The 24,841-nt window shown below is 76.8% G+C and carries 2 protein-coding genes; both read left to right on the plus strand.

The window, feature by feature from the left end:
• Positions 1-60 precede the first annotated feature (60 nt).
• Positions 61-10,131: a type I polyketide synthase gene (locus BAW75_RS00025; protein WP_104112185.1), complete on the plus strand. Its 10,071-nt coding sequence runs from the start codon at positions 61-63 to the stop codon at positions 10,129-10,131.
• 43 nt (positions 10,132-10,174) lie between these two features.
• The gene (locus BAW75_RS00030) at positions 10,175-24,820 is read left to right on the plus strand and encodes a type I polyketide synthase (RefSeq protein ID WP_104112186.1); all 14,646 of its coding nucleotides are present in this window, start codon (positions 10,175-10,177) and stop codon (positions 24,818-24,820) included.
• Positions 24,821-24,841 lie beyond the last annotated feature (21 nt).

Consider the following 24,841-nt stretch of genomic DNA (forward strand, 5'->3'; position numbering starts at 1 on the left):
TGTGGCGTCCGTGGACGGTATTGGGTCGCTGTTTCTCTCCGACCCGAAGAGGTGGCGTCAATGGCGACTGAAGATACGCTCCGGGAGTACCTGAAATGGGTGACGGCGGACCTTCACCAGACCCGGAGGAAGCTCGGCGAGCTTGAGGCGGCCAACCGCGAGCCGATCGCCATCGTCGGCATGGCCTGCCGCTTCCCGGGCGGGGTGGCCTCGCCCGAGGAACTGTGGGAGCTCGTCGACTCCCGCCGCGACGCCTACTCCGCGTTCCCCGCCGACCGCGGCTGGGACCTGGCCCGGCTGTTCCACCCGGACCCCGACCACCCCGGCACGTCGTACGTGGCCGAGGGCGGCTTCGTCGACTCCGCCACCGAGTTCGACGCCGCGTTCTTCGGCATCTCGCCGCGCGAGGCGCTGGCCATGGACCCCCAGCAGCGGCTGCTGCTGGAGACGTCGTGGGAGGCGTTCGAGCACGCCGGCATCGACCCCTCGACGCTGCGCGGCCACCAGGTCGGAGTGTTCGCCAGCACCACCGGCCAGGACTATGTGGGGCTGCTCCAGCAGCCGCCGCCCGGCACCGAGGGCTACATCCTCACCGGCACCGCGGCCAGCGTCGTGTCCGGCCGGATCTCGTACGCGCTCGGCATCGAGGGCCCCGCCGTCACCGTCGACACCGCCTGCTCGTCGTCGCTGGTCGCGCTGCACCTGGCCTGCCAGGCGCTGCGGCAGGGCGAGTGCACCCTGGCACTGGCCGGTGGGGCCACCGTCATGTCCACCCCGTCCGCCTTCATCGGCTTCAGCCGCCAGCGTGGCCTGGCCATGGACGGCCGGGTCAAGTCGTTCGCGGCCGCCGCCGACGGCACCGCCTGGGGCGAGGGGGCCGGCCTTCTGCTCGTCGAGCGGCTCTCCGACGCCCGCCGCAACGGCCACCCCGTCCTCGCTGTCGTACGCGGCAGCGCGGTCAATCAGGACGGCGCGAGCAACGGTCTGACCGCCCCCAACGGCCCGTCCCAGCAGCGGGTCGTGCTCCAGGCGCTGGCCAGCGCCCGGCTCGCGCCCGAGCAGGTCGACGTGGTGGAGGCGCACGGCACCGGCACCACCCTCGGCGACCCGATCGAGGCGCAGGCGCTGCTGTCGACGTACGGGCAGGGCCGGCCGGCCGACCGGCCGCTCTGGCTCGGCTCGGTGAAGTCGAACATCGGCCACACCCAGGCCGCCGCCGGCGTGGCCGGCGTGATCAAGATGGTGATGGCGTTGCGGCACGACACCGTGCCCGCCACCCTGCACGTCGACGAGCCGACGCCCAACGTGGACTGGACGGCCGGCGCGGTGTCGCTGGCGACCGAGCCGCAGCCGTGGCCCGCCGGGGAACAGCCCCGCCGCGCGGGCATCTCCTCCTTCGGCATGAGCGGCACCAACGCCCACGTGATCATCGAGGAGGCGCCCGCCGCCGACCCGGCGGACACCCCGGACGGCCCCGCCGCCGCGACCGACCCGGTCACCGCGCCCGTCACCGCCCCGGTCGACGGTGCCGGCCTGGTGCCGGTGCTGGTCTCCGCCCGCGACGCCGCGTCCCTGACCGCGCAGGCCACCCGCTGGGCCGACTGGCTCGACGAGCGCCCCGAGCCGCGGCTGACCGATGTCGGCTGGTCGTCGGCGAGCACCCGGGCCGGCCTCGAGCACCGCGCCGTGCTGCTCGCCGGCGACCGCGCCGACCTGACCGCCGCCCTGCGCGCGCTGGCCGCGGGCGGCGACGCCCCGGGCCTGGTCACCGGTGCGGGCCCGCGCGGCGGCCAGCTCGCGTTCCTCTTCTCCGGCCAGGGCGCGCAGCGCAGCGGCATGGGCCGCGAGCTGGCCGCCGCGTTCCCCGTCTTCGACCGGGCGCTGACCGAGGTCTGCGCCGAGCTGGACCGGCACCTGCCCCGCCCGCTCGCCCCGGTGCTCTTCGCGCCCGAGGGCGACGAGGCGGCCGGGCTGCTCAACCAGACCCTCTACACCCAGGCCGGCCTGTTCGCCGTCGAGGTCGCGCTGTTCCGGCTCCTGGAGAGCTGGGGGATCGTCCCGGACGTGCTGCTCGGCCACTCGATCGGCGAGCTCTCCGCCGCACACGCGGCCGGTGTGCTGTCGCTTCCCGACGCCGCCACGCTGGTGGCCGCCCGGGGCCGGCTGATGCAGGCCCTGCCGGCCGGCGGCGCGATGCTGGCCGTCCAGCTCCCCGCCGACGCCGTCCGAGCCGCCCTGGCCGGCGTCGAGGACGCCGTCGCCGTGGCCGCCGTCAACGGGCCCACCGCCGTCGTCGTCTCCGGCGCCGCCGAGGCCGTCGAGGAACTCGAACGCCGCTGGGCCGACCAGGGCGTACGTACCAGGCCGCTGCGGGTCAGCCACGCCTTCCACAGCCCGCTGATGGAACCGATGCTCGCCGAGTTCGCCGCCGTGGTGCGCCGGCTGGAGCTGCAGCCGCCGGCGCTGCCGATCGTGTCGAACCTGACCGGCGCCGTCGCCGACGCCGACGAGATCCGCACCGCCGAGTACTGGGTGCGGCACGTGCGGGAGGCGGTCCGCTTCGCCGACGGCGTCGAGCAGCTGCGGGCCCTGGGCGTGCGTACGTTCCTGGAGGTCGGCCCCAGCGGGGTGCTCACCGCGCTGGCCCGCGACGTCCTGGCCGACGACGAGACCGCCGCCGTGGCGCTGCTGCGCCGCGACCGCCCCGAGCCCACGTCGGCGCTCACCGCCCTCGCCGAGCTGCACGTCGGCGGGGTGGAGGTCGCCTGGACGCGGCTGTACGCGGGCGCCGAGACCGCGCGGGTGCCGCTGCCCGGGTACGCCTTCCACCGCCAGCGCTTCTGGCCCGAGCCGCCGCCCGCCGGCCCCGACACCGCCTCCGCCGACGGCGACGACGAGTTCTGGGCCGCCCTGGAGCAGGCGGACGTCGACACGCTGCGCGGCGAGCTGGGCGACGACGACGAGCAGGTGCGGGCGCTGCTGCCGGCCCTGCCCGTGCTGTCCTCCTGGCGCCGGTCCCGGCGGGAACGCTCCCTCGTGGACGGCTGGTCGTACCAGGTGAGCTGGCAGCCTGTGCCGGTCGGGGACGGCGACGCCCCGGCGGGCCGCTGGCTGGTCGTGCTGCCCGCCGAGGACGCGCCGGCGTGGGCCGACGGCCTGGCCGGGCTCTTCGGCGACGCCGAGCCGCTGGTGCTGCGCGTCGGCGCCGCGGACCTGGACCGCGCGGCGCTCGCCGCCCGGCTCCGGGTGCTGACCGGCGGCCGCGCTGTCGACGGCGTGCTCGCCGTCGTCGCCGGCCAGGACCGGCTGCTGCCCGAGCACCCCGGCGTGACCCTCGCCGCCGCCGGCACCCTCGCCCTCGTCCAGGCGATGACCGACCTGGACCTGGTGGCGCCGCTGTGGTGCGTCACCAGCGGCGCGGTGGCGGCGGCCCCGGGCGACCGGGTCACGCACCCGCTGCAGACCGAGGTCTGGGGCCTCGGTCGCGCGGCGGCTGTCGAGCAACCGCACCGCTGGGGCGGCCTGGTCGACGTGCCGGCCACCGTCGACGCCGCCACCACCCGGCGGCTCGCCGCCGTGCTGGCCGGCCACGGCGGCGAGGACCAGGTGGCCGTGCGCCCCGGTGGCACCTGGGCCCGCAGGCTCGCCCCGGCCCCGCCGCCGACCGACGAGAACCCGGCCGGTGACTGGTGGTCCGGCGCCGTCCTGGTCACCGGCGGCACCGGCGCCCTCGGCGGCCACGTCACCCGCTGGCTGCTCGACCGGGGCGCCGGGCGCGTGGTCCTGGCCAGCCGCCGGGGCGCCGCCGCCCCCGCCGTGGCGGACCTGCTCGACCGGTACGGCGCCGACGGGCGGGTCACCGCCGCCACCTGCGACGTCACCGACCGGCGGTCCGTGGCGGACCTGGTCGGCTCGCTGCCCGACCTGACGGCGGTCGTGCACGCCGCCGGGACCGACCAGCTCACCCCGATCACCGACACCACCCTCGACGAGTTCTCCCACGTCGTCGCGGGCAAGGTACTCGGCGCCCTGCACCTCGACGCCTGCCTCGCCGAGCGCGACCTCGCCGCGTTCGTCATGTTCTCCTCCATCTCCGGCGTGTGGGGCAGCGCCGGGCAGTGCGCGTACGGCGCCGGCAACTCCCTGCTGGACGCCCTGGCCGTCAACCGGCGCGACCGGGGCCGGCCGGCCACCGCCGTCTCCTGGACGGCCTGGGGCGGCGCGCACGGCATGGCCGCCGAGAACGTCGCCACCGAGCAGCTCAACCGGATGGGCCTGCCGCCCGTCGATCCGGAGAAGGCGCTCGTCGCCCTCGACCGGGCGCTGCGGCGGCCCACGCCCTGCGTGACCGTCGCCGACGTCGACTGGAGCCGGTTCCACCCCGCGTTCACGGTGGCCCGGCCCAGCCCGTTCCTCGGTGACCTGCCGCAGGTGCGGGCGCTCGTCGCGCAGGAGGAGGCCGCCGCGCCGGCGGACGGGGTCGCGGCGCCGCTGCGCCACCTCGCGGCGCTCCCGGCGGCGGAGCAGGAGCGGGAGCTGCTGCGGCTGGTCAACGAGCAGACCGCGGCGGTGCTGGGCCACGCCACCCCCGACGAGCTGCGCGGGCGCCCGTTCAAGGACCTCGGCTTCGACTCGCTGACCGCCGTGGACTTCCGGGGGCGGCTGAACGCGGCCACCGGCCTGCGGCTGCCCACCACGCTGGTCTTCGACTACCCGACCCCCGCCGAGCTGGCCGCGCACCTGCGCGAGCTGGTCTCCGGCGCCGCCCCGGCCGACGCCCCGCAGGCCGTCGTCGTCGACGCCGACGAGCCCGTCGCGATCGTCGGCATGGCCTGCCGCTACCCCGGGGGCGTCGACGGGCCGGAGGCGTTCTGGCGGCTGGTCGCCGACGGCGTGGACGCCATCTCGCCGTTCCCCACCGACCGGGGCTGGGAGATCCCCGAGCCGGCCGAGGGGACGCACCCGCCGGCGGGCGGCTTCCTCCACGACGTGGCGGACTTCGACCCCGCGTTCTTCGAGATCTCGCCCCGCGAGGCCCTCGCCATGGACCCGCAGCAGCGGCTCACCCTGGAGACGTCCTGGGAGGCGCTGGAGCGGGCCGGGGTGGACCCGGCGTCGCTGCGGGGCACCCGTACGGGCGTCTTCGTGGGCGCCTCCACCTCCGGCTACGGCACGGGGCTGACCGAGGTGCCCGAGGGCGTCGAGGGCTATCTGATGACGGGCGCCGCGCACAGCGTCATCTCCGGCCGGGTCGCGTACGCCCTCGGGCTGGAGGGCCCCGCCGTCACCGTCGACACGGCCTGCTCCTCGTCCCTGGTGGCGCTGCACCTCGCCGGGGCGGCGCTGCGGCGCGGCGAGTGCGACCTGGCGCTGGCCGGCGGCGTGGCCGTGATGGCCACCCCGACGGCGTTCCAGGAGTTCTCCCGCCAGGGCGGACTCGCCTCCGACGGGCGGTGCAAGTCCTTCGCCGCGACGGCGGACGGCACCGGCTGGTCCGAGGGCGTCGGCATGCTGCTCGTGCAGCGGCTCTCCGACGCCCGGCGGCAGGGCCGCCGCGTCCTCGCCGTGGTACGCGGCTCCGCCGTCAACTCCGACGGCGCGTCGAACGGGCTGACCGCCCCCAACGGCCCCTCCCAGCAGCGGGTGATCCGGCAGGCGCTGGCCGGCGCCGGGCTGGCGGTCACCGACGTGGACGTCGTCGAGGCGCACGGTACCGGCACCGTCCTCGGTGACCCGATCGAGGCGCAGGCGCTGCTGGCGACGTACGGGCAGGACCGGGGCGACGCCGGCCCGCTGCTGCTGGGCTCGGTCAAGTCGAACATGGGCCACGCGCAGGCCGCCGCCGGTGTGGCCGGCGTGATCAAGATGGTGCTGGCGATGCGGGAGGGCACCGTACCGGCGACGCTGCACGTGGACGAGCCGTCGCCGCACATCGACTGGTCGGCCGGCGACGTGGAGCTGGTGACCCGGTCCCGGCCGTGGCCGGCCGCCGACCGGCCCCGCCGCGCGGCGGTCTCCTCGTTCGGTATCTCCGGCACGAACGCCCACGTGGTCGTCGAGCTGCCCGCCGACGCGCCCGCCGGCGCCGAGGCGGCCGACGCGCCGATGGCGCCGCCAGCCGCTGCGGCGGGGGAACGCCCCGCCGGGCTGCTCACCGCCGACGTGGTGGCCTGGCCCGTCTCGGCCCGCTCCGCCTCGGCCCTGGCCGCGCAGGCGTCCCGGCTGGCCCGGCATCTGCGCGCGCACCCCGGCCTCGCCCCGGCGGCGGTCGGCTGGTCGCTCGCCGCGACCCGCTCGGCGTTCGACCGGCGCGCCGCCGTGCTCGGCGCGACCCCCGGCGAGCTGCTGGCCGGCCTGGACGCGCTCGCCGCCGGCACCCCGGCCGGCAACGTCGTGACCGGCACCGTCGCCAACCACGGCGCCGGACCGGTGTTCGTCTTCCCGGGTGCCGCCCCGGCGGGCGCGGTGGCCGAACTGGTGGGCCGCTGCCCGGTCTTCGACGACACCCTCGCCGAGTGCCGGCAGGCCCTCGCGCCCTGGGTCGACGTCGATCCGGCCGCCCTGCTCACCGGCGCGGACGCTGCCTGGGTCGACCGGCCGGAGCTGGCCCGGCCCGTCCGGTTCGCCGTCGGCGTGGCACTCGCCGCCGTCTGGCGGCACGCCGGTGTCACCCCCGCCGCTGTCGTCGGCACCGGCGACGGCGAGGTCGTGGCCGCGTACGTGGCGGGCCTGCTGTCCCTGCCCGACGCCGCCCGCACGGTGGCGATGCGGGCCCGCGCCGCCGCCGGCGGCCTGGACCACGACGGCCTCCGCGCCGCCCTGGCGGGGCTCGCGCCGCAGCCCGGGACCGCCCGGCTGGCCTCCACTGTCACCGGGGACTGGGCCGACGCGGCGGGCCTCGGCGTCGACCACTGGACCGACCCGGCCACCCCGGGCACCGACCCGGCCGTCCCCGGCGCCGGGGACGGGGGGCCGGAGCGGCTCGACGCCGCCCTGCGTGCCGCCGTCGCGGCCGGACACCTGACCTTCGTGGAGGTCTCGCCGGAGCCGGCACTGGCTGCCGGGATCGCCGCCGCGCTCGACGCCGCCGGCACCCCCGGACACGTCCTGGACACCCTCGGCGGCTCGGCCGACGCCGCCACCCGGCTGCTGACCGGCCTCGCCACCGCGCACGCCCTCGGCCTGCCGGTGGAGCACCGCCGGCTGCTGCCCGAGTCCGAACCGGTCGACCTGCCCACGTACGCCTTCGACCGGCACCGCTACTGGCTGGAGCGCACCGGCGCGCACCGCTCCGTCCTGCCCGCCGTGGGCCTCGACGTGGTGGACCACCCGCTGCTCAGCGCGGTGGCCGACCTGCCCGGCGACGAGGGCCTGCTGTTCACCGGCCGGATCACCCTCACCACCCACCCCTGGCTCGCCGACCACGCCGTGCTGGGCACGGTGCTGCTGCCCGGGACGGCCCTGGTGGAGCTCGCGTCCTGGACCGGCCGGCAGGCCGGCGCGGCGACCGTCGCCGAGCTGAACCTGGAGGCGCCCCTGGCGATCCCCACCGAGGGAGGAATCGACCTGCGGGTACGCGTCGGCCCGCCGGACGAGACCGGGCACCGGCCCGTCGCCATCCACACCCGGCGCGACGACGACACCGCGGCCGACGGTTCCCGGCCCTGGCAGCGGCACGCCTCCGGGCAACTCGCCGACACCGCCGACCCGGACCCCGCGCCGGCCGCCGTGTGGCCGCCGGCCGACGCCGAGCCGATCGCCCTCGACGGGCTCTACGCCCGGCTCGCCGCCCAGGGCTACCACTACGGCCCCACCTTCCGGGCGCTGCGTGCCGCCTGGCGCTCGGGCCCGGACATCCTCGCCGAGGTCGCCCTGGACGCCGACGCGTCCACCGACACCACGGCGTTCTCGGTGCACCCGGCCCTGATGGACGCGGCGCTGCACGCCATCGGCGCCAGCGCCACGGCCGACGACCCGGACGGCGACCCCGCCGGCGGCGCGTCGGGCACCGAGGGCGGCCCCGGCATCCGCCCGGGCCTGCCGTTCACCTGGTCGGGCGTCACCATCCGGCCCACCCGTGCCCGCGAGCTGCGGATCCGGCTCACCGCCACCGACGCCGGCTCCGTGGCCCTGACCGTCACCGACACGGGCGCGACCCCGGTCGCCTCCGTCGACGGTCTGGTCCTGCGGCCCATCTCCGGCGAGCAGCTCAGCGCCGCCCGCCGCTCCGCCAGCCGGTCCCTGCACCGCCTCGACTGGCTCGCCCCCACCACCGGCCGCGCGGACACCGCCTCCCGGCTGGTCGTCCTCGGCGCCGACTGGTCCGGCGCCGACCGGTACCCGGACCTGTCGACGCTGGTCGCCGACGTACGCGCCGGCGCCGCCGCGCCCGACGCGGTGGTGGTGACCTGCGCCGGAGCCGCCGCCGACGAGCCGTACCCGGCCGCCCAGGCGCACCGGGTCGCCCACCGGATGCTCGCACTGGCCCAGCAGTGGCTCGCCGAGGAGGCCCTGACCGCCGCCCGGCTGGTGGTGGTCACCCGCGGCGCGGTCCGGGTCGACCCGGACGAGCGGATCGCCGACGTGCCGGCCGCCACCGCCTGGGGCCTGCTGCGCTCCGCCCAGTCGGAGAACCCCGACCGGATCGTGCTCCTCGACGTCGACGACGACGCCCCGGCCGCCGCGCTGCTGCCGGCCGCCCTCGCCACGGGCGAACCCCAGCTCGCCGTACGCGCCGGGCAGCTCCGGGTGCCCCGGCTGACCCGCCTCGGGCCGCCCCCGGCCGAGGCGTCCGGCCCCGACCTGGCCGCCGGCACCGTCCTGGTGACCGGGGCGACCGGCCTGCTCGGGCGGCTCGTGCGCGCCCGGCTCGTCACCCGGCACGACGTACGGCACCTGCTGCTGGTCAGCCGCAGCGGAGCGGACGCCCCGGGCGTCGCCGCGCTGGTCGACGAGCTGGCCGGACTGGGCGCCACCGTCCGGGTGGCCGCCTGCGACGTCACCGACCGCGAGGCGCTCGCCCTGCTGGTCGACCAGCTCCCCGCCGACCTGCCACTGACCGGCGTGGTGCACGCCGCCGGGGTGCTCGACGACGGTGTCCTGCCGGCGCTCACCCCGGAGCGCTTCGACACCGTGCTGCGACCCAAGGTCGACGCGGCCTGGCACCTGCACGAGCTGACCGAGAAGCTGGACCTGGCCGCGTTCGTGCTCTTCTCCTCGGCGGCCGGCCTCTTCGGCGGCCCCGGGCAGGCCAACCACGCGGCGGCGAACTGCTTCCTCGACGCCCTCGCCCAGCACCGGCACGACCGGGGACTCCCGGCGCTCTCGCTGGCCTGGGGCCCGTGGGTCAACGACACCGGCGACGGGCAGACCGGGCACGTCGACGAGGCCCGGATGAACCGGGGCGGCTTCGTGCCGCTCGGCGCCGAGGAGGGCATGGACCTGTTCAGCGAGGCCCTGCGCTTCGCCGAGCCGGTGGTCGTACCGGTCGACCTGGACCTCGCGTTGATCGGCCGGCACGGGCCGGCGGCGGTGCCGCCGGTGCTGCGGTCGCTGGTGCGGCCGGCGGCGACCGGCGCGGCCCGGGCCGCCGAGCGGAACCCGGCCGAGGCGCTGCGGGAGACCCTCGCCGCCACGGCGGAGGCCGACCGCGACCAGGTGCTCTCCGACCTGGTGCGGACCCACGCCGCCGCCGTCCTCGGCTACGCGTCGATCCGCTCGATCGACGCCGAGCGCGGCTTCGTCGAGCTGGGCTTCGACTCGCTGACCGCTGTCGAGTTCCGCAACCGGCTGAACGCGGCCACCGGCCTGCGGCTGCCCTCCACGCTGATCTACGACCGGCCGACCACGGCCGCGCTCGTCGAGTACCTGCGCGGCGCGCTGCTGGCGGAGCGCAGCACGTCCGCGCTGACGGTGCTCGGCGAGCTGAACAAGCTGGAGCACGCCATGCGCGCGGTGTCCACCGGCGACACCGACCGGGCCGCCGTCGGCGTCCGGTTGCGCGAACTGCTCTCCCTGTGGACCTACACCGAGGCCGGTGCGGACTCCGCCGCCGACGAGGGCACCAGCCTCGAGTCGGCCTCCGCCGAGGAGATCTTCAGCCTGCTGGACGAAGAGTTCGGCTCGGCCTGATCCGGCATGTCGCACACCTCGAACCCCGATACGGAGTGGCCCGATGCCCACTGAGGCAGAGTTCCTCGACTACCTCCGGCGTGCCACTGCCGACCTGCGCGACGCGCGCCGGCGGGTACGCGAGGTGGAGGCCAAGGACCGCGAGCCGATGGCCGTCATCGGCATGGCGTGCCGGTTCCCGGGCGGGGTGTCCAGCCCGGCCGAGCTGTGGGACCTCGTCGACCGGGGCGGCGACGGGGTGGGCGACTTCCCGACCGACCGGGGCTGGGACCTGGAGCGGCTCTTCAACGTCGACCCGGACAACCCGGGCACGTCGACCAGCAACCAGGGCGGCTTCCTCTACGACGCGCCACAGTTCGACCCGGGCTTCTTCGGCATCAGCCCCCGCGAGGCCCTGGCGATGGACCCGCACCAGCGGCTGCTGCTGGAGACCTCCTGGGAGGCGTTCGAGCACGCCGGCATCGACCCGCAGGCGCTGCGTGGCAGCCGGACCGGCGTCTTCGCCGGGGTCATGTACCACGACTACGCCTCGCGGGTGCTGGACCTGCCCGACGGCGTCGAGGGCTACATCGGCACCGGCAACTCCGGCAGCGTGGTGTCCGGCCGGGTGGCGTACACCTTCGGGCTGGAGGGCCCGGCCGTCACTGTGGACACGGCATGCTCGTCGTCGCTGGTCGCCGTGCACCTCGCGACGCAGGCGCTGCGCCAGCGGGACTGCGACTTCGCGCTCGCCGGCGGTGTGACGGTCATGTCCACCCCGGGCACGTTCGCCGACTTCTCCCGCCAGCGGGGCCTGGCCTCCGACGGCCGGTGCAAGTCGTTCGCCGCCGCCGCCGACGGCACCGGCTGGTCCGAAGGCGTCGGCGTGCTGCTCCTGCAACGGCTCTCCGACGCCCGCCGCGACGGCCGGCGCATCCTCGCCGTCGTCCGGGGCAGCGCGGTCAACCAGGACGGCGCCAGCAGCGGACTCACCGCCCCCAACGGCCCGTCGCAGGAGCGGGTGATCCGGCAGGCCCTCGCCAACGCCCGGCTCTCGCCGGCCGACGTCGACGTGGTCGAGGCGCACGGTACCGGCACCACCCTCGGCGACCCCATCGAGGCGCAGGCGCTGCTGGCCACGTACGGGCAGGACCGGGGCGACGGCGGGCCGCTCTGGCTGGGCTCGGTCAAGTCGAACCTGGGTCACACCCAGGCCGCCGCGGGCGCCGCCGGCCTGATCAAGATGATCGAGGCGATCCGCCACCGCACCATGCCCGCCACCCTGCACGTCGACGAGCCGTCCCCGCACATCGACTGGTCCGCCGGGCAGGTCTCGCTGCTGACCGAGGCGCGCGCGTGGTCGGCCACCGACCGGCCGCGCCGGGCCGCCGTGTCGTCCTTCGGCATCAGCGGTACGAACGCGCACGTCATCCTGGAGGAGGCGCCCGGCGACGACGCCCCGTCCACCGACGAGGCACCCTCCGCCGTCGACGCGCCGGTCGCGCTCCCGCTCGCCCCGGTGTTCCTCTCCGCCCGTACGCCCGAGGCGCTCGCGGGGCAGGCCGGCCGCTGGGCCGACCACCTCGCCCGCGTCGACGCCCCACGTCCGGTGGACGTCGCGGTCTCCTCGGTCAGCCGCGCGGGGCTCGAACACCGCGCGGTCGTCCTGGCCGGCGACGCGGACGACCTGCTCGCCGGGCTGCGGGCCCTCGCCGCGGGCGAGCCGACCGGCGCCGTCACCACCGGCGCGTCGGCCCCGCGTGGCCGGGTGGCCTTCCTCTTCTCCGGCCAGGGCGCGCAGCGCCCCGGCATGGGTCGCGGGTTGTACGCGGCGTTCCCGGTGTTCGCCGCCGCGTTGGACGAGGTGTGCGGTCACCTGGATCCGCTGCTGCCGCGTCCGTTGCGGGAGGTGCTGTTCGCTGAGGCGGGTTCCGCTGAGGCGGGGTTGCTGGATCAGACGGTGTTCACCCAGGCGGGCCTGTTCGCGGTCGAGGTGGCGTTGTTCCGCCTGGTGGAGTCGTTCGGTGTGGTGCCGGACCTGGTGGCCGGGCACTCCATCGGCGAGATCGCGGCGGCGCACGTGGCGGGCGTGCTCTCCCTGGCCGACGCGTGCGCGCTGGTCGCCGCGCGGGGCAGGCTCATGCAGGCCCTGCCGGCGGGCGGCGGCATGCTCGCCGTGGCCGCCGACGAGGCCGCGGTGGCCGCCTCCCTGGCGGGGCTGACCGGCCGGCTGGACGTGGCCGCCGTGAACGGCCCCGCCGCCGTGGTGGTCGCGGGCGCCGTCGAGGCGCTCGACGAGGTGCAGCGGGTGTGGTCCGAGCGGGGTGTGCAGACCCGCCGCCTGCGGGTGAGCCACGCCTTCCACAGCGCCCGGATGGACCCGATGCTGGCCGAGTTCGCGGCCGTCGCCGAGGGACTGACGTTCCGGCCGCCGACGATCCCGGTGGTGTCGAACCTGACCGGCCGCGTCGCCGACGCCGACCAGCTCTGCGACCCGGGCTACTGGGTGCGCCACGTACGCGGCACCGTTCGCTTCGCCGACGCCGTCGACTGCCTGCGCGCCGAGGAGGTCGACACCTACCTGGAGGTGGGACCGAACGGCGTCCTCACCGCCATGACGCAGAACTGCCTCGCCGAGCGCGCGGAGGACGAGCCGGCGCCCCTGCTGGTGCCGGTGTCGCGCCACGACCGGCCTGAGCCGCAGGCCCTCCTGGAGGCCCTCGCGTCGCTGCACGTGCACGGCCGCGCCGTCGGCTGGGCGGGCCTGCTCGACCGGGCCGGCGGCCGGCACGTCGACCTGCCGACGTACGCCTTCGAGCACCAGCGCTACTGGCTGGAGCCGGCGGGCCGCTGGACGGACGTCTCCGGTGCCGGCCTCGGCGCGGCCGGGCACCCGCTGCTCGGCGCGGCGGTCTCCGTGGCCGGCGAGGACATGGTGGTGCTGACCGGCCGTCTCTCGACATCGACGCACGCGTGGCTCGCCGACCACGTCGTCTCCGGCGCGGTGATCGTGCCGGGCGCTGCTCTGGTGGAGTTGGCGGTGCGGGCGGGTGACGAGGTGGGTGCGTCGCGGGTGCGGGAGTTGACCGTGGCCGCGCCGTTGGTGTTGCCGCGGGTGGGTGCGGTGCGGGTGCAGGTACGCGTCGGCGCGGCCGACGAGGCGGGCGTGCGTGTGGTGGCCGTGCACTCGCAGCCCGAGGGTGATCCCGAGGCGGAGTGGGTTTCGCACGCGGAGGGTGTGCTGGAGCCGGCGTCGGCCGACGAGCCGGGCGTGGGGGAGTGGCCGCCGGTCGACGGTGTCGAGGTGGACGTGGCGGGCTGGTATCCGGCCCTGGCCGAGCGCGGCCTGTCGTACGGGCCGGTGTTCCGGGGGCTGCGCCGGGTGTGGGCGTGCGGTGACGAGGTGTTCGCCGAGGTGGTGTTGCCGGACGAGGTGGCCGGTGACGCCGCGGGGTTCGGCGTGCACCCGGCGCTGCTGGACGCCGCGCTGCACCCGATCGGGCTGCTGTCCGGCTCGGAGGGCTCGGGCGGGGCGCGGGTGCCGTTCGCGTTCGAGGGTGTGCAGGTGTGGGCCTCGGGTGCGCGGGTGCTGCGGGTGCGGTTGACCCGCAACGATTCGGCGGTGCGCCTGGTCGCGTGCGACGAGTCGGGCGCGGCCGTGGTGTCGGTGGACACCCTCGCCCTGCGCGAGCTGACCGGGGTGTCGGCGTCCCCGGACGCGTCGGCCCGGTCGCTGTTCGAGGTCGCCTGGCAGGCCCAGGAGGTCGCCCCGGCCGGGGACGCCTCCGGGTGGGCGCTGCTCGGCTCGCCCGCCGCCGGCCTGCCGGCCGTCGCTGAGCTGCCGGTGTACGCCGACGTCGAGGCGGTCGCCGTGGCGTCGGGTGTGGCGCCGCGTCTGTTGCTGGTGCCGGCGGGTGGCCTGCGCCGGGCCCTGCACGCCGAGACGGAACCTGCTTCGGTCCCCGGTGAGATGCCCGCCGCCGTCGACAACGGCCCCGAGTCGGTGCGGGCGGCGACGTCGCAGGTGCTGGCGACGGTGCGGTCCTGGCTGGCGGCGGACGCGCTGGCGGAGTCGCGGTTGGTCGTGGTGACCCGGGGTGCGGTGTCGATCGGGGACGGAGACCGGGTCACCGACCTGGCCGCAGCGGCGGTCTGGGGTCTGCTGCGCTCGGCGCAGTCGGAGCACCCGGGCCGCATCGTGCTGGCGGACGTCGACGGTGACGCGGACGCCGGGCTGCTGGCTGTGCTGAGTTCCGTGGCCGACGAGCCGGTGACGTTCGGTGGTCAGGTCGCGGTGCGCTCGGCTGAGGTGTTCGTGCCGCGTCTGGTGCGCGCGGTAGCGTCCTCGTCGGCGGACGGTGCCGTGGTGGGTGACGGCGCCGTGCTGGTGACCGGCGCTACGGGCGCGTTGGGCGCGCTGGTGGCGGAGCATCTGGTGTCGGTGCACGGCGTGCGGTCTCTCGTGCTGGTGTCGCGGCGTGGTCCGGCAGCTGCGGGTGCGGGTGAGTTGTCGGAGCGGTTGTCCGCGCTGGGTGCGTCGGTGCGGGTGGTCGCCTGCGACGTGACGGACCGGGACCAGGTGTTCGGGCTGGTCGGTGAGGTTTCCGCCGGTGGCCGGCTGGCGGGTGTGGTGCACACCGCTGGTGTCCTGGACGACGGGGTGATCGAGCGGGTCACCGAGGAGCGTCTGGCAAGGGTGTTGGCGCCGAAGGTGTCGGCGGGTTGGTTGTTGCACGAGGCGACGGCGTCGCTGGATCTCGACTTGTTCGTGGTGTTCTCGTCGGTGGCGGGTGTGTTGGGTTCGCCGGGTCAGTCGGCGTACGCGGCGGGCAACGCGTTCCTCGACGGGCTTGCGGTCCACCGGCGGCAGCTCGGGTTGCCTGCCGTCAGCCTCGCCTGGGGCATGTGGGACACCCCCGGCATGGCCGCGTCCCTCGACGAGGCGGACCGGGCGCGATCGACCCGGGGCGGCATCACCGCGATGAGCGCCGAGACCGGGCTGCGGCTGTTCGACGCCGCCCTGACCGCCGGCCGGCCGGCCCTGGTGCCCGCCGTGATCGACCTGGCCGCCCTCCGGGCCGCCGCCGGCGCCGGCCTGGTGCCGCCGATGCTTCGTAACCTGGTCGGTACGACCACGACCCGCCGCCAGGCGGGACAGGGCACCACCTGGGCGACCCGCATCGGCGGCCTGACCGCCGACGAGGCGCGCGCCCAGCTCGACGTACTGGTACGCGGCCTCGTCGCGCAGGTGCTCGGGCACGGCGGGGCGGAAGCCGTGCCCGCCGACCGGGCGTTCCGCGAGCTGGGCTTCGACTCGCTGACCGCCGTCGACCTGCGTAACCGCGTGAACGCGGCCACCGGCCTGCGGCTGCCCTCGACGCTCGTGTTCGACTACCCGACGCCGCAGGCGCTCACCGCCCATGTGCACGCCGAACTTGCCGGCGCCGCAGGTCGCCCCGCCGCGCCGGGCGCGCGGACCACCACCCGCGCCGACGAGCCGCTCGCGATCGTGGGCATGGCCTGCCGCTACCCGGGCGGCGTCGAGACGCCCGACCAGCTGTGGGCGCTGCTGGCCGCCGGCGGGGAGGGGATCGGGGAGTTCCCCACCGACCGCGGGTGGGACCTGGAGAGCCTGTTCGACCCCGACCCCGACCACCCCGGCACGTCGTACACCCGCCACGGCGGTTTCCTGTACGACGCCGGCGCGTTCGACCCCGCCTTCTTCGGCATCTCGCCCCGCGAGGCCCTCGCCATGGACCCCCAGCAGCGGCTGCTGCTGGAGGCGTCGTGGGAGACGTTCGAGTCGGCCGGGCTGGACCCGCAGCGGCTGCGGGGCAGCCGGACCGGTGTCTTCGCCGGCGTCATGTACCACGACTACGCCTCCCAGCTGATGGAGCTTGCCGACGAGGTCGAGGGCTACGTCGGCACCGGCAACTCCGGCAGCGTCCTGTCCGGCCGGGTCGCCTACACGTTCGGACTCGAAGGCCCGGCGGTCACCGTCGACACCGCGTGCTCGTCGTCGCTGGTGGCGCTGCACCTCGCGGCGCAGGCGCTGCGGTCGGGTGAGTGTGATCTGGCGTTGGCCGGTGGTGTGACGGTGATGGCCACGCCCGGCACGTTCGTCGAGTTCTCCCGGCAGCGGGGTCTGTCGCAGGACGGCCGCTGCAAGTCGTTCGCCGCGTCGGCCGACGGCACGGGCTGGTCCGAGGGCGTCGGCGTGCTGCTCGTGCAACGACTCTCCGACGCGCAGCGGGAGGGCCGGCGTATCCACGCCGTCCTGCGCGGCACGGCCGTCAACCAGGACGGCGCGTCGAACGGGCTCACCGCCCCGAACGGCCCGTCGCAGCAGCGCGTGATCCACCAAGCCCTCGCGAACGCCCGCCTGACCCCGGCCGACGTGGACGCCGTCGAGGCGCACGGCACCGGCACGACGCTGGGTGATCCGATCGAGGCGCAGGCCCTGCTGGCCACGTACGGGCAGGAGCGTCCCGTCGACCGGCCGCTGCTGTTGGGGTCGGTGAAGTCGAACATCGGGCACACGCAGGCCGCCGCCGGTGTGGCTGGTGTGATCAAGATGGTCATGGCGATGCGGCACGGCCTCGTCCCGCCGACCCTGCACGTGGACGAGCCCTCCCCGCACGTCGACTGGACCGCCGGGGCGGTCGCACTCGCCACCGAGCCCACCCCCTGGCCGGCCGTGGACCGGCCGCGTCGGGCGGCGGTGTCGTCGTTCGGGATCTCCGGCACGAACGCGCACGTCATCATCGAGCAGCCGCCCGCCGAGACGGTCGGCGCGCGGCCCACCGACCGGCCGCGCGCCGACGTCGTACCCCTCGTGCTCTCCGCCGTGGACGCCCCGGCGCTGCGCGACCAGGCGGCCCGGCTGAAGGCGCACCTCGCGGCACACCCGGAGCTGGCGCCGGCCGACGTCGCGCACGCCCTGGTCACCACCCGGGCCACGTTCGACCACCGCGCCGTCGTCCTCGGCCGCGACACCGTCGACCTGACGCGGGCCCTGGAGTCGTTCCACCTCGGCGAGGCCACCGCCGCCGTCACCGGCGTCGCGGCGCGCGCCGCCGACCCGGTCCTCGTCTTCCCCGGCCACGGCGACCCGTGGCCCGCCGCGACCGTCGAGCTGCTGGACCGGGCACCGGAGTTCGCCACCGCGATCGCCGCCTGCGAGGCGGCCCTCGCCCCCCACGTGGACTGGTCGCTCGCCGCCGTGCTGCGCGGCGCGGACGGCGCTCCCACCCCGGCCGACCCCGGGGTGGCGCCGGCCGTCCGGTGGGCCGTGGCCGTCTCGCTGGGACGCTGGTGGCGCTCCCTCGGCGTACGACCCGCCGCCGTGCTCGGGCACGCTCACGGCGCGCTCGCGGCCGCCTGCGTGGCCGGCGCGCTGTCGCTGGAGGACGCGGCGAGGACGATCGCCCTCGCCAGCCCGGCGGAGGACGGCCCGGACGCGCTGGCCGGGATCACCCTTCGGGCGGCCGACGTGCCGCTGTACTCGGCGACGACCGGCGGCCCGGTCGACACCGACGGCCTCGACGCCGCCCGGTGGTATCGGGACCTGACCACCGACGCCGACGCCGAACCGGCCGTACGCGCCCTGCTCGACCAGGGCCACCGGGTTCTCCTCGAGGCTGCCCCGGCGACCGTGCTCGCCGCCGGCATCCGCGAGAGCGCGCGGGCCGACGACGCCGTCGTGGTGGCCGCCGACGACACCATGGCCGGCGGCTGGCAGCGCATGCTGACGGTCCTCGCCGGACTGCACGTGCACGGCGTGCCCGTCGACTGGACGGCGATCCTGGGCGCCCCCACCGGCCCGCCGCCCCCGCTGCCCACGTACGCCTTCCAGCGCCGGCGCTACTGGCCGCAGCCGACGGCGGTGACCGTCCCCGCCCCCGCCGGCACCGACGAGGCGGACCGGCGCTTCTGGGAGGCCGTGGAACGCGCCGACGCGTCTGCGCTGGCCGCCGCCATGCGCATCGACGAGGCCACGGTCAGCTCCCTCGACCCCGCGCTGCCGCTGCTCTCCTCCTGGCGCCGGCGCCGCCGCGACGAGTCCACCGTGGACTCGTGGCGCTACCGGGTGACCTGGAAGCCGCTGGCCGTCGCGCCGGAGGCCACCCTCGCCGGTACGTGGCTGCTGGTCGTGCCGGCCGCCGAAGCCGAGCACCCCCTGGTCGACGGCGTCGCCCGGACGCTGGGCGAGGGCGGGGCCGAGGTCGTCCGGATCGACGTGCCGGAGACGGGCCGGCCGGTGCTGGCCGAGCGGCTGGCGCGTACCGGCGGGCCCGTCGCCGGGGTGCTCTCCCTGCTCGGCCTGGACGACGCGCCGCACCCGGCCCACCCGGTCGTCCCGGCGGGTCTCGCCGCCACGTACGCCCTGGTCCAGGCCCTCGGCGACACCGGCGTCACCGCCCCGCTGTGGTGCGCCACCGCCGGCGCGGTCTCGACCGGCCGCGCCGACCAGCTCGACCGCCCCCGCCAGGCGATGCTCTGGGGGCTCGGCCGGGTGGTCGCCCTGGAGCACCCGGACCGCTGGGGCGGACTGCTGGACCTGCCCGCCGAGCTGGACCCCCGGGACCGGGCCCGGCTCGTGGCGGTGCTGGCCGGCGTCGACGCGGAGGACCAGCTGGCGCTGCGCCCCTCCGGGGTGTTCGCCCGGCGACTGGTCCGCGCCCGCGCCGAGCGCACCGCGACGCAGGACTGGCGTCCCGCCAGCGGCGCCGTCCTGGTCACCGGCGGCCTCGGGTCCATCGGGGCCCAGGTGGCGCGCTGGCTGGCCCGCGAGGGCGTGGGTGAGCTGGTGCTGACCGGCCGCCAGGGCCCCGCCACGCCCGGCGCCGACGAGCTGGCCGACGAACTGCGCGCCGCCGGCGCCACAGTCACCGTGGCCGCCTGCGACGTCGCCGACCCGGCCGCCGTACGGGCCCTCGTCGAGCGGCTCGCCGGGCAGGGCACCCACATCGGGGCCGTGTTCCACACCGCCGGCGTCGCCCACGCCGCGCCCGTCGCGGCCACCGACGTCGCCGACCTCGCCGACGCCCTGCGGGCCAAGGTGGCCGGCGCGGTCAACCTCGACGAGGCGTGCGGCGACGAACTGTCGGCGTTCGTGCTCTTCTCCTCCGGCGCGGGCGTCTGGGGCGGCGGGCACCAGGGCGGCTACGCCGCCGCCAACGCCTTCCTCGACGCGCTCGCCGAGGACCGGCGACGGCGCGGACGGGCCGCCACCGCCGTCGCCTGGGGTGCCTGGGACGGCGGCGGCATGGTCGACGCCGAGGGCGCCGCCGACCAGATGTTCCGCTCGGGCGTCCGGGCCATGCGCCCCGACCTCGCGGTCTCCGTCCTGGCCGAGGCGCTCGACCACGGCGACACCACGCTCACCGTGGCGGACATCGCCTGGGACCGGTTCCTGCAGACCTACACGCTGGCCCGCCCCCGGCCGCTGATCGCCGACATCCCCGAGGTGGCCCGGCTGCTCGCGGCCGGGCAGCGCGACGGCGGCACGCCCGACGCGGCGTCCCCGCTCCGCGGCCGGCTGGCCGGCCTCGCCGCACCGGAACGCCGTCGGGTCCTGCTCGACCTCGTACGCGTCCACGCGGCGGCGGTGCTGCGCCTGTCCTCGCCGCAGGCGCTGGCGGCGGACCGGTCGTTCCGGGAGATCGGCTTCGACTCGCTCAGCGCCGTCGAGATGCGCAACCGCCTCGCCGAGGCGGTGGGACTGAACCTGCCGGCGACCCTGGTGTTCGACCGCCCGACGCCCGACGCCCTCGCCGAGCACCTGGCGGGCAGGCTCGCGGGCGACGACACCCCGGCGACCGATCCCGTGCGGGCCGCCACCGCGCTGGACGAGCCGATCGCCATCGTCTCGATGAGCTGCCGCTACCCCGGCGGCGTCGCCGGCCCCGAGGACCTGTGGCGACTCGTCGCCGAGGGACGCGACGGCATAGCGGAGTTCCCGACCGACCGGGGCTGGGACCTGGCAGCCATCTACGACCCCGATCCCGACCGGCCCGGCACCTCGTACGTGCGCGAGGGCGGCTTCCTCACCGACGCCGCCGGCTTCGACGCCGCCCTGTTCGGCATCTCCCCGCGTGAGGCGATGGTGATGGACCCGCAGCAACGGGTGCTGCTGGAGAGCGCCTGGGAGCTGTTCGAGCGGGCCGGCACCGCACCCGCCGACATGCGGGAGACCAACACCGGCGTCTTCGTCGGCACCAACGGCCAGGACTACGCGACGCTGCTGATGGCCGCCCGGGTCGAGACCGAGGGCTACCAGGCCACCGGCAACGTCGCCGCCGTCATCAGCGGTCGGCTGGCGTACCACTTCGGGTTGCAGGGGCCCGCCGTCAGCGTCGACACCGCCTGCTCGTCGTCGCTGGTGGCGCTGCACCTGGCCTGCCAGTCCCTGCGGCAGGGCGAGTGCGACGTCGCGGTTGCCGGCGGCGTGACGGTGATGGCCACCCCCGGCCCGTTCCTGGAGTTCGCCCGGCAACGGGGCCTCGCCCTCGACGGCCGGTGCAAGTCGTTCGCCGGGGCCGCCGACGGCACCGGCTGGGGCGAGGGCGTCGGCTTGGTGATGTTGCAGCGGCTCTCCGACGCCCAGCGCGACGGCCGGCGGATCCTCGCCGTCGTGCGCGGCTCGGCGATGAACCAGGACGGCGCCAGCAACGGCCTGACCGCCCCCAACGGGCCCGCGCAGGAGCGGGTGATCAACCAGGCGCTGGCCAACGCGCGGCTGAGCGCCGCCGACGTGGACGCCGTCGACGGGCACGGCACCGGCACCCGGCTCGGCGACCCGATCGAGGCGCAGGCCCTGCTGGCCACGTACGGGCGGGAGCGCCCCGCCGACCGGCCGCTCTGGCTCGGCTCCGTGAAGTCGAACATCGGCCACACCCAGGCCGCCGCCGGCGTCTCCGGCGTGATCAAGATGGTGCTGGCCCTCCAGCACGACCTGCTGCCGCCCACCCTGCACGTGGACGAGCCGTCGCCGCACGTGGACTGGTCGTCCGGTGCCGTCGCGCTGCTGACCGAGGCGCAGCCGTGGCCGGACGTGGACCGGCCGCGCCGCGCCGGCGTGTCGTCGTTCGGGGTCAGCGGCACCAACGTGCACGTGATCCTCGAACAGGCGCCCGCCACGCCCTCGGCCGACACCGCCGCCCCCCGTCCGGCCGGCGCCGACGCGCCCACGACCAGCTCCAGCCGCGGCACGCCCGGCGCCGCCGACGGGACGCCGCTGCTGCCGTGGGTCGTATCGGCAGACACCGCCGACAGCCTGCGGGCGCAGGCGGCCCGGCTGGCCGACTGGCTGCCGGGCAGCGGAACGCCCGCGGCCGACGCGGCCCGGGCACTGGCCACCGGACGGTCCCCGCTGCGGCACCGCGCGGTGCTGCTCGCCGCCGACGCCGACGCCGCCCTCGCCGGCCTGCGGGCCCTGGCCGCCGGGCAGGACCACCCCGGGCTCACCCGGGGCGCCGCCGAGCCCGGCGGCGCGCTGGCGGCGCTCTTCTCCGGCCAGGGCGCGCAGCACGCCGGGATGGGCCGACGCCTGTGGGAGACGTTCCCCGTCTTCGCGGCGACCCTCGACGAGGCGTGCCAGCACCTGGACGCGTACCTGCCGCGGCCGCTGCGCGCGGTGCTGTTCGCCGAGCCCGGCACCGCCGAGGCCGACCTGCTCGACCAGACCGTCTTCACCCAGGCCGGGCTCTTCGCCGTCGAGGTGGCGCTGTTCCGGCTGCTCGAACACTGGGGGATCCGGCCCGACTTCGTGGCCGGGCACTCGGTCGGGGAGATCAGCGCGGCCCACGTCGCCGGAGTGCTCGACCTGGCCGACGCCTGCGCGCTCGTCGTCAACCGGGGGCGCCTGATGCAGGCCCTGCCACCCGGCGGCGGGATGCTCGCCGTCGCCGCGCCCGAGGTCGACGTGCTGCGGGCCCTGTCCGGCACGCCGGGACAGCCCGCCGTCGCCGCCGTCAACGGGCCGGCCGCCGTCGTCGTCGCCGGCGCCGAGGACGTGCTGACCGAACTGGCCGCCCACTTCGCCGACCTCGGCGTACGCACCAAGCGGCTGCGGGTCAGCCACGCCTTCCACAGCCCGCTGATGGAGCCCATGCTCGCCGAGTTCGCGGCCGTCGCGGCGACCCTGTCGTACGCCCCGCCGACGGTGCCGCTGGTGTCGAACCTGACCGGCACGGTCGTCGACCCCGAGCAGCTCTGCAACCCCGACTACTGGGTCCGGCACGTCCGCGAGGCGGTCCGCTTCGCCGACACCGTCACCCACCTGCACTCCCACGGGGTGACCCGGTTCCTGGAGATCGGGCCGGACACCGTGCTGACCGCACTGACCGCCGACGCGCTGCCGGTGGACGCGCCGGTCGTCGTGACCGGCGTGCAGCGGCCCGGCCAGGACGAGGTGGCCACCCTGCTCGGCGCGGTGGCCCGGCTGTACTGCCACGGCGTGCCCGTACGCTTCCCGGCACTGCTGCCCGGCGCCGCCGCGCCGGTGGACCTGCCCACGTACGCGTTCGCCCACCAGCGGTTCTGGCCGACCCTCGACGCGGCGGCGACCCACACCCCCGCCGCCGCGCACGACGACGTCGACTCGGCGTTCTGGCGGGCCGTGGCGTCCGGCGACGGCGACGCGCTCGCCGGCCGGCTCGGCCTCGACGCGGACCGGCCGCTGCGGGTGGTGCTGCCGGAGCTGGACCGGTGGCGGCGCCGGCAGCAGGAGGACACCCTCGCCGGCGGCTGGCGCTACCGGATCACCTGGCGCCCGCGGGCTCTCGTCGCGGGTGCCGTCGACGGCACGTGGACCCTGGTGCACAGCGGTACGGACCAGCCGGTCGTCGACCGGCTCGCCGAACTGCTCACCGCGCGGGGCGGCACCGTGCGGCAGCTCGCCGTCGACCCGGCGACGAGCGACCGGAGCACGCTCGCCGGGCAGCTCGCCGCCGCGGCGCCCACCCGGATCGTGTCGCTGCTCGCCCTCGACGAGCGGGCGCACCCCGACCGCTCGGCCGTGCCGCTGGGCCTGACCGCGAACCTGGCCCTGGTGCAGGCGGTCACGGACGCCCTGCCACCGGTGCCGCTGTGGCTGCTCACCCGGCAGGCCGTGGCCACCGGCGCCGACGACCCCGTAGCCCACCCCGCCCAGGCCACCACGTGGGGCCTCGGCCTGGTGACCGCGCTGGAACACCCCCGGCACTGGGGGGGCCTGCTGGACCTGCCCGCCACCCTGGACACCGCCGCCGCCGAGGGAGTCCTGGCGGCCCTCACCGCCGCCGGCGACGAGGACCAGCTCGCGGTGCGTGACTCCGGGACGTACCTGCGGCGGCTGGAGCGCGCGCCCCGCGCCGAGGCGCCGGCCGGCTGGCAGGCGCCGGGCACCGTCCTGGTCACCGGCGGCACCGGCGCCGTCGGCCGGTACGCCGCCGGCTGGTTCGCCCGGCACGGCGCGCGGCGGCTGCTGCTGGTCAGCCGGCGTGGCGCGGCGGCCCCCGGCGCGGACGATGCGGTGGCGGAACTGGCCGCCCTCGGTGCCGAGGCGCGGGTGCTGGCCTGCGACCTGGCCGACCGGGACGCGGTCGCCGACCTGGTCCGTGGCCTGCGCGCCGACGGTGAGACCGTGCACGCCGTGGTGCACGCCGCCGGGGTGGGCCGGCTCAACCCGGTCGCCGCCGTGACCGAGGCGGAACTCGCCGACGTCGTCTCCGGCAAGATCGCCGGCGCGCGGCACCTCGACGAGTTCCTCGACCCGGAGGCGCTCGACCTGGTCGTGCACTTCTCCTCCATCGCGGCCGTCTGGGGCGTCGGCGACCACGGGGCGTACGCCGCCGGCAACGCCTTCCTGGACGCCTGGGCGCAGTCCCGGCCGGCCGGGCGGGCCCGGCACCTCTCGGTGAACTGGGGACCGTGGGCCGGCGGCGGCATGGTGACCGACGCGCACGCGGCGGCCATGAGCCGGCGCGGGGTGTCCCTGCTCGACCGGGAACCGGCGATGGCCGCCCTGCGCGCCGGCCTCGACGGCGACGACACCGCCCTCACCGTCGCCGACATCGACTGGGAACGCTTCGCGCCGGTGTTCGCCTCCGCCCGGCCCCGGCCGCTGATCAGCGAGATCGCCGAGGTGGCCGCCCAGGCCGCGGCGGCGCGCGCCGACGCCGAGGACGGCGACCAGGTCGCCGGCGAACTGCGCAAGCGGCTCGGCGAGTTGTCGCAGGCCGAACAGGCACGGCTGCTGGTCGATCTCATCCGCACCGCCGCGGGCGAGGTCATCGGCCACGACAGCCCGTACGCCGTGGAGGCCGGGCGGCCCTTCCGGGACCTCGGCTTCGACTCGCTCACCGCCGTGGAGCTGCGGGGCCGGCTGGCCCGCTCGACCGGGCTCAGCCTGCCCAGCTCGGTGGTGTTCGACCACCCGACCCCGCAGGCGCTGGCCGAGCACCTGCGGGCCGAACTGCTCGACGAAGCGTCGGTGGAGGCGCTACCCACCCTCGCGGAGCTGGACCAGTTGGAGGGCGCCCTCGCGCTGCGCGACCCGGACGACATCGGCCGGGTGCGGATCACGATGCGCCTGCACAGCCTGCTCGAACGGCTCGGCGCCGCCGAGGAACGCCGGGAGGACACCGCCGAGGTGGCCGGCCGGCTGCGGGCGGCCAGCAACCAGGAGCTGTTCGACCTCATCGACCAGGACCTCGGGCTCTCCTGAGCCGCCCGGGGATCTGTGGTG

Source organism: Micromonospora chalcea, from assembly GCF_002926165.1.
GTDB classification, from domain to species: Bacteria; Actinomycetota; Actinomycetes; order Mycobacteriales; family Micromonosporaceae; genus Micromonospora; species Micromonospora chalcea.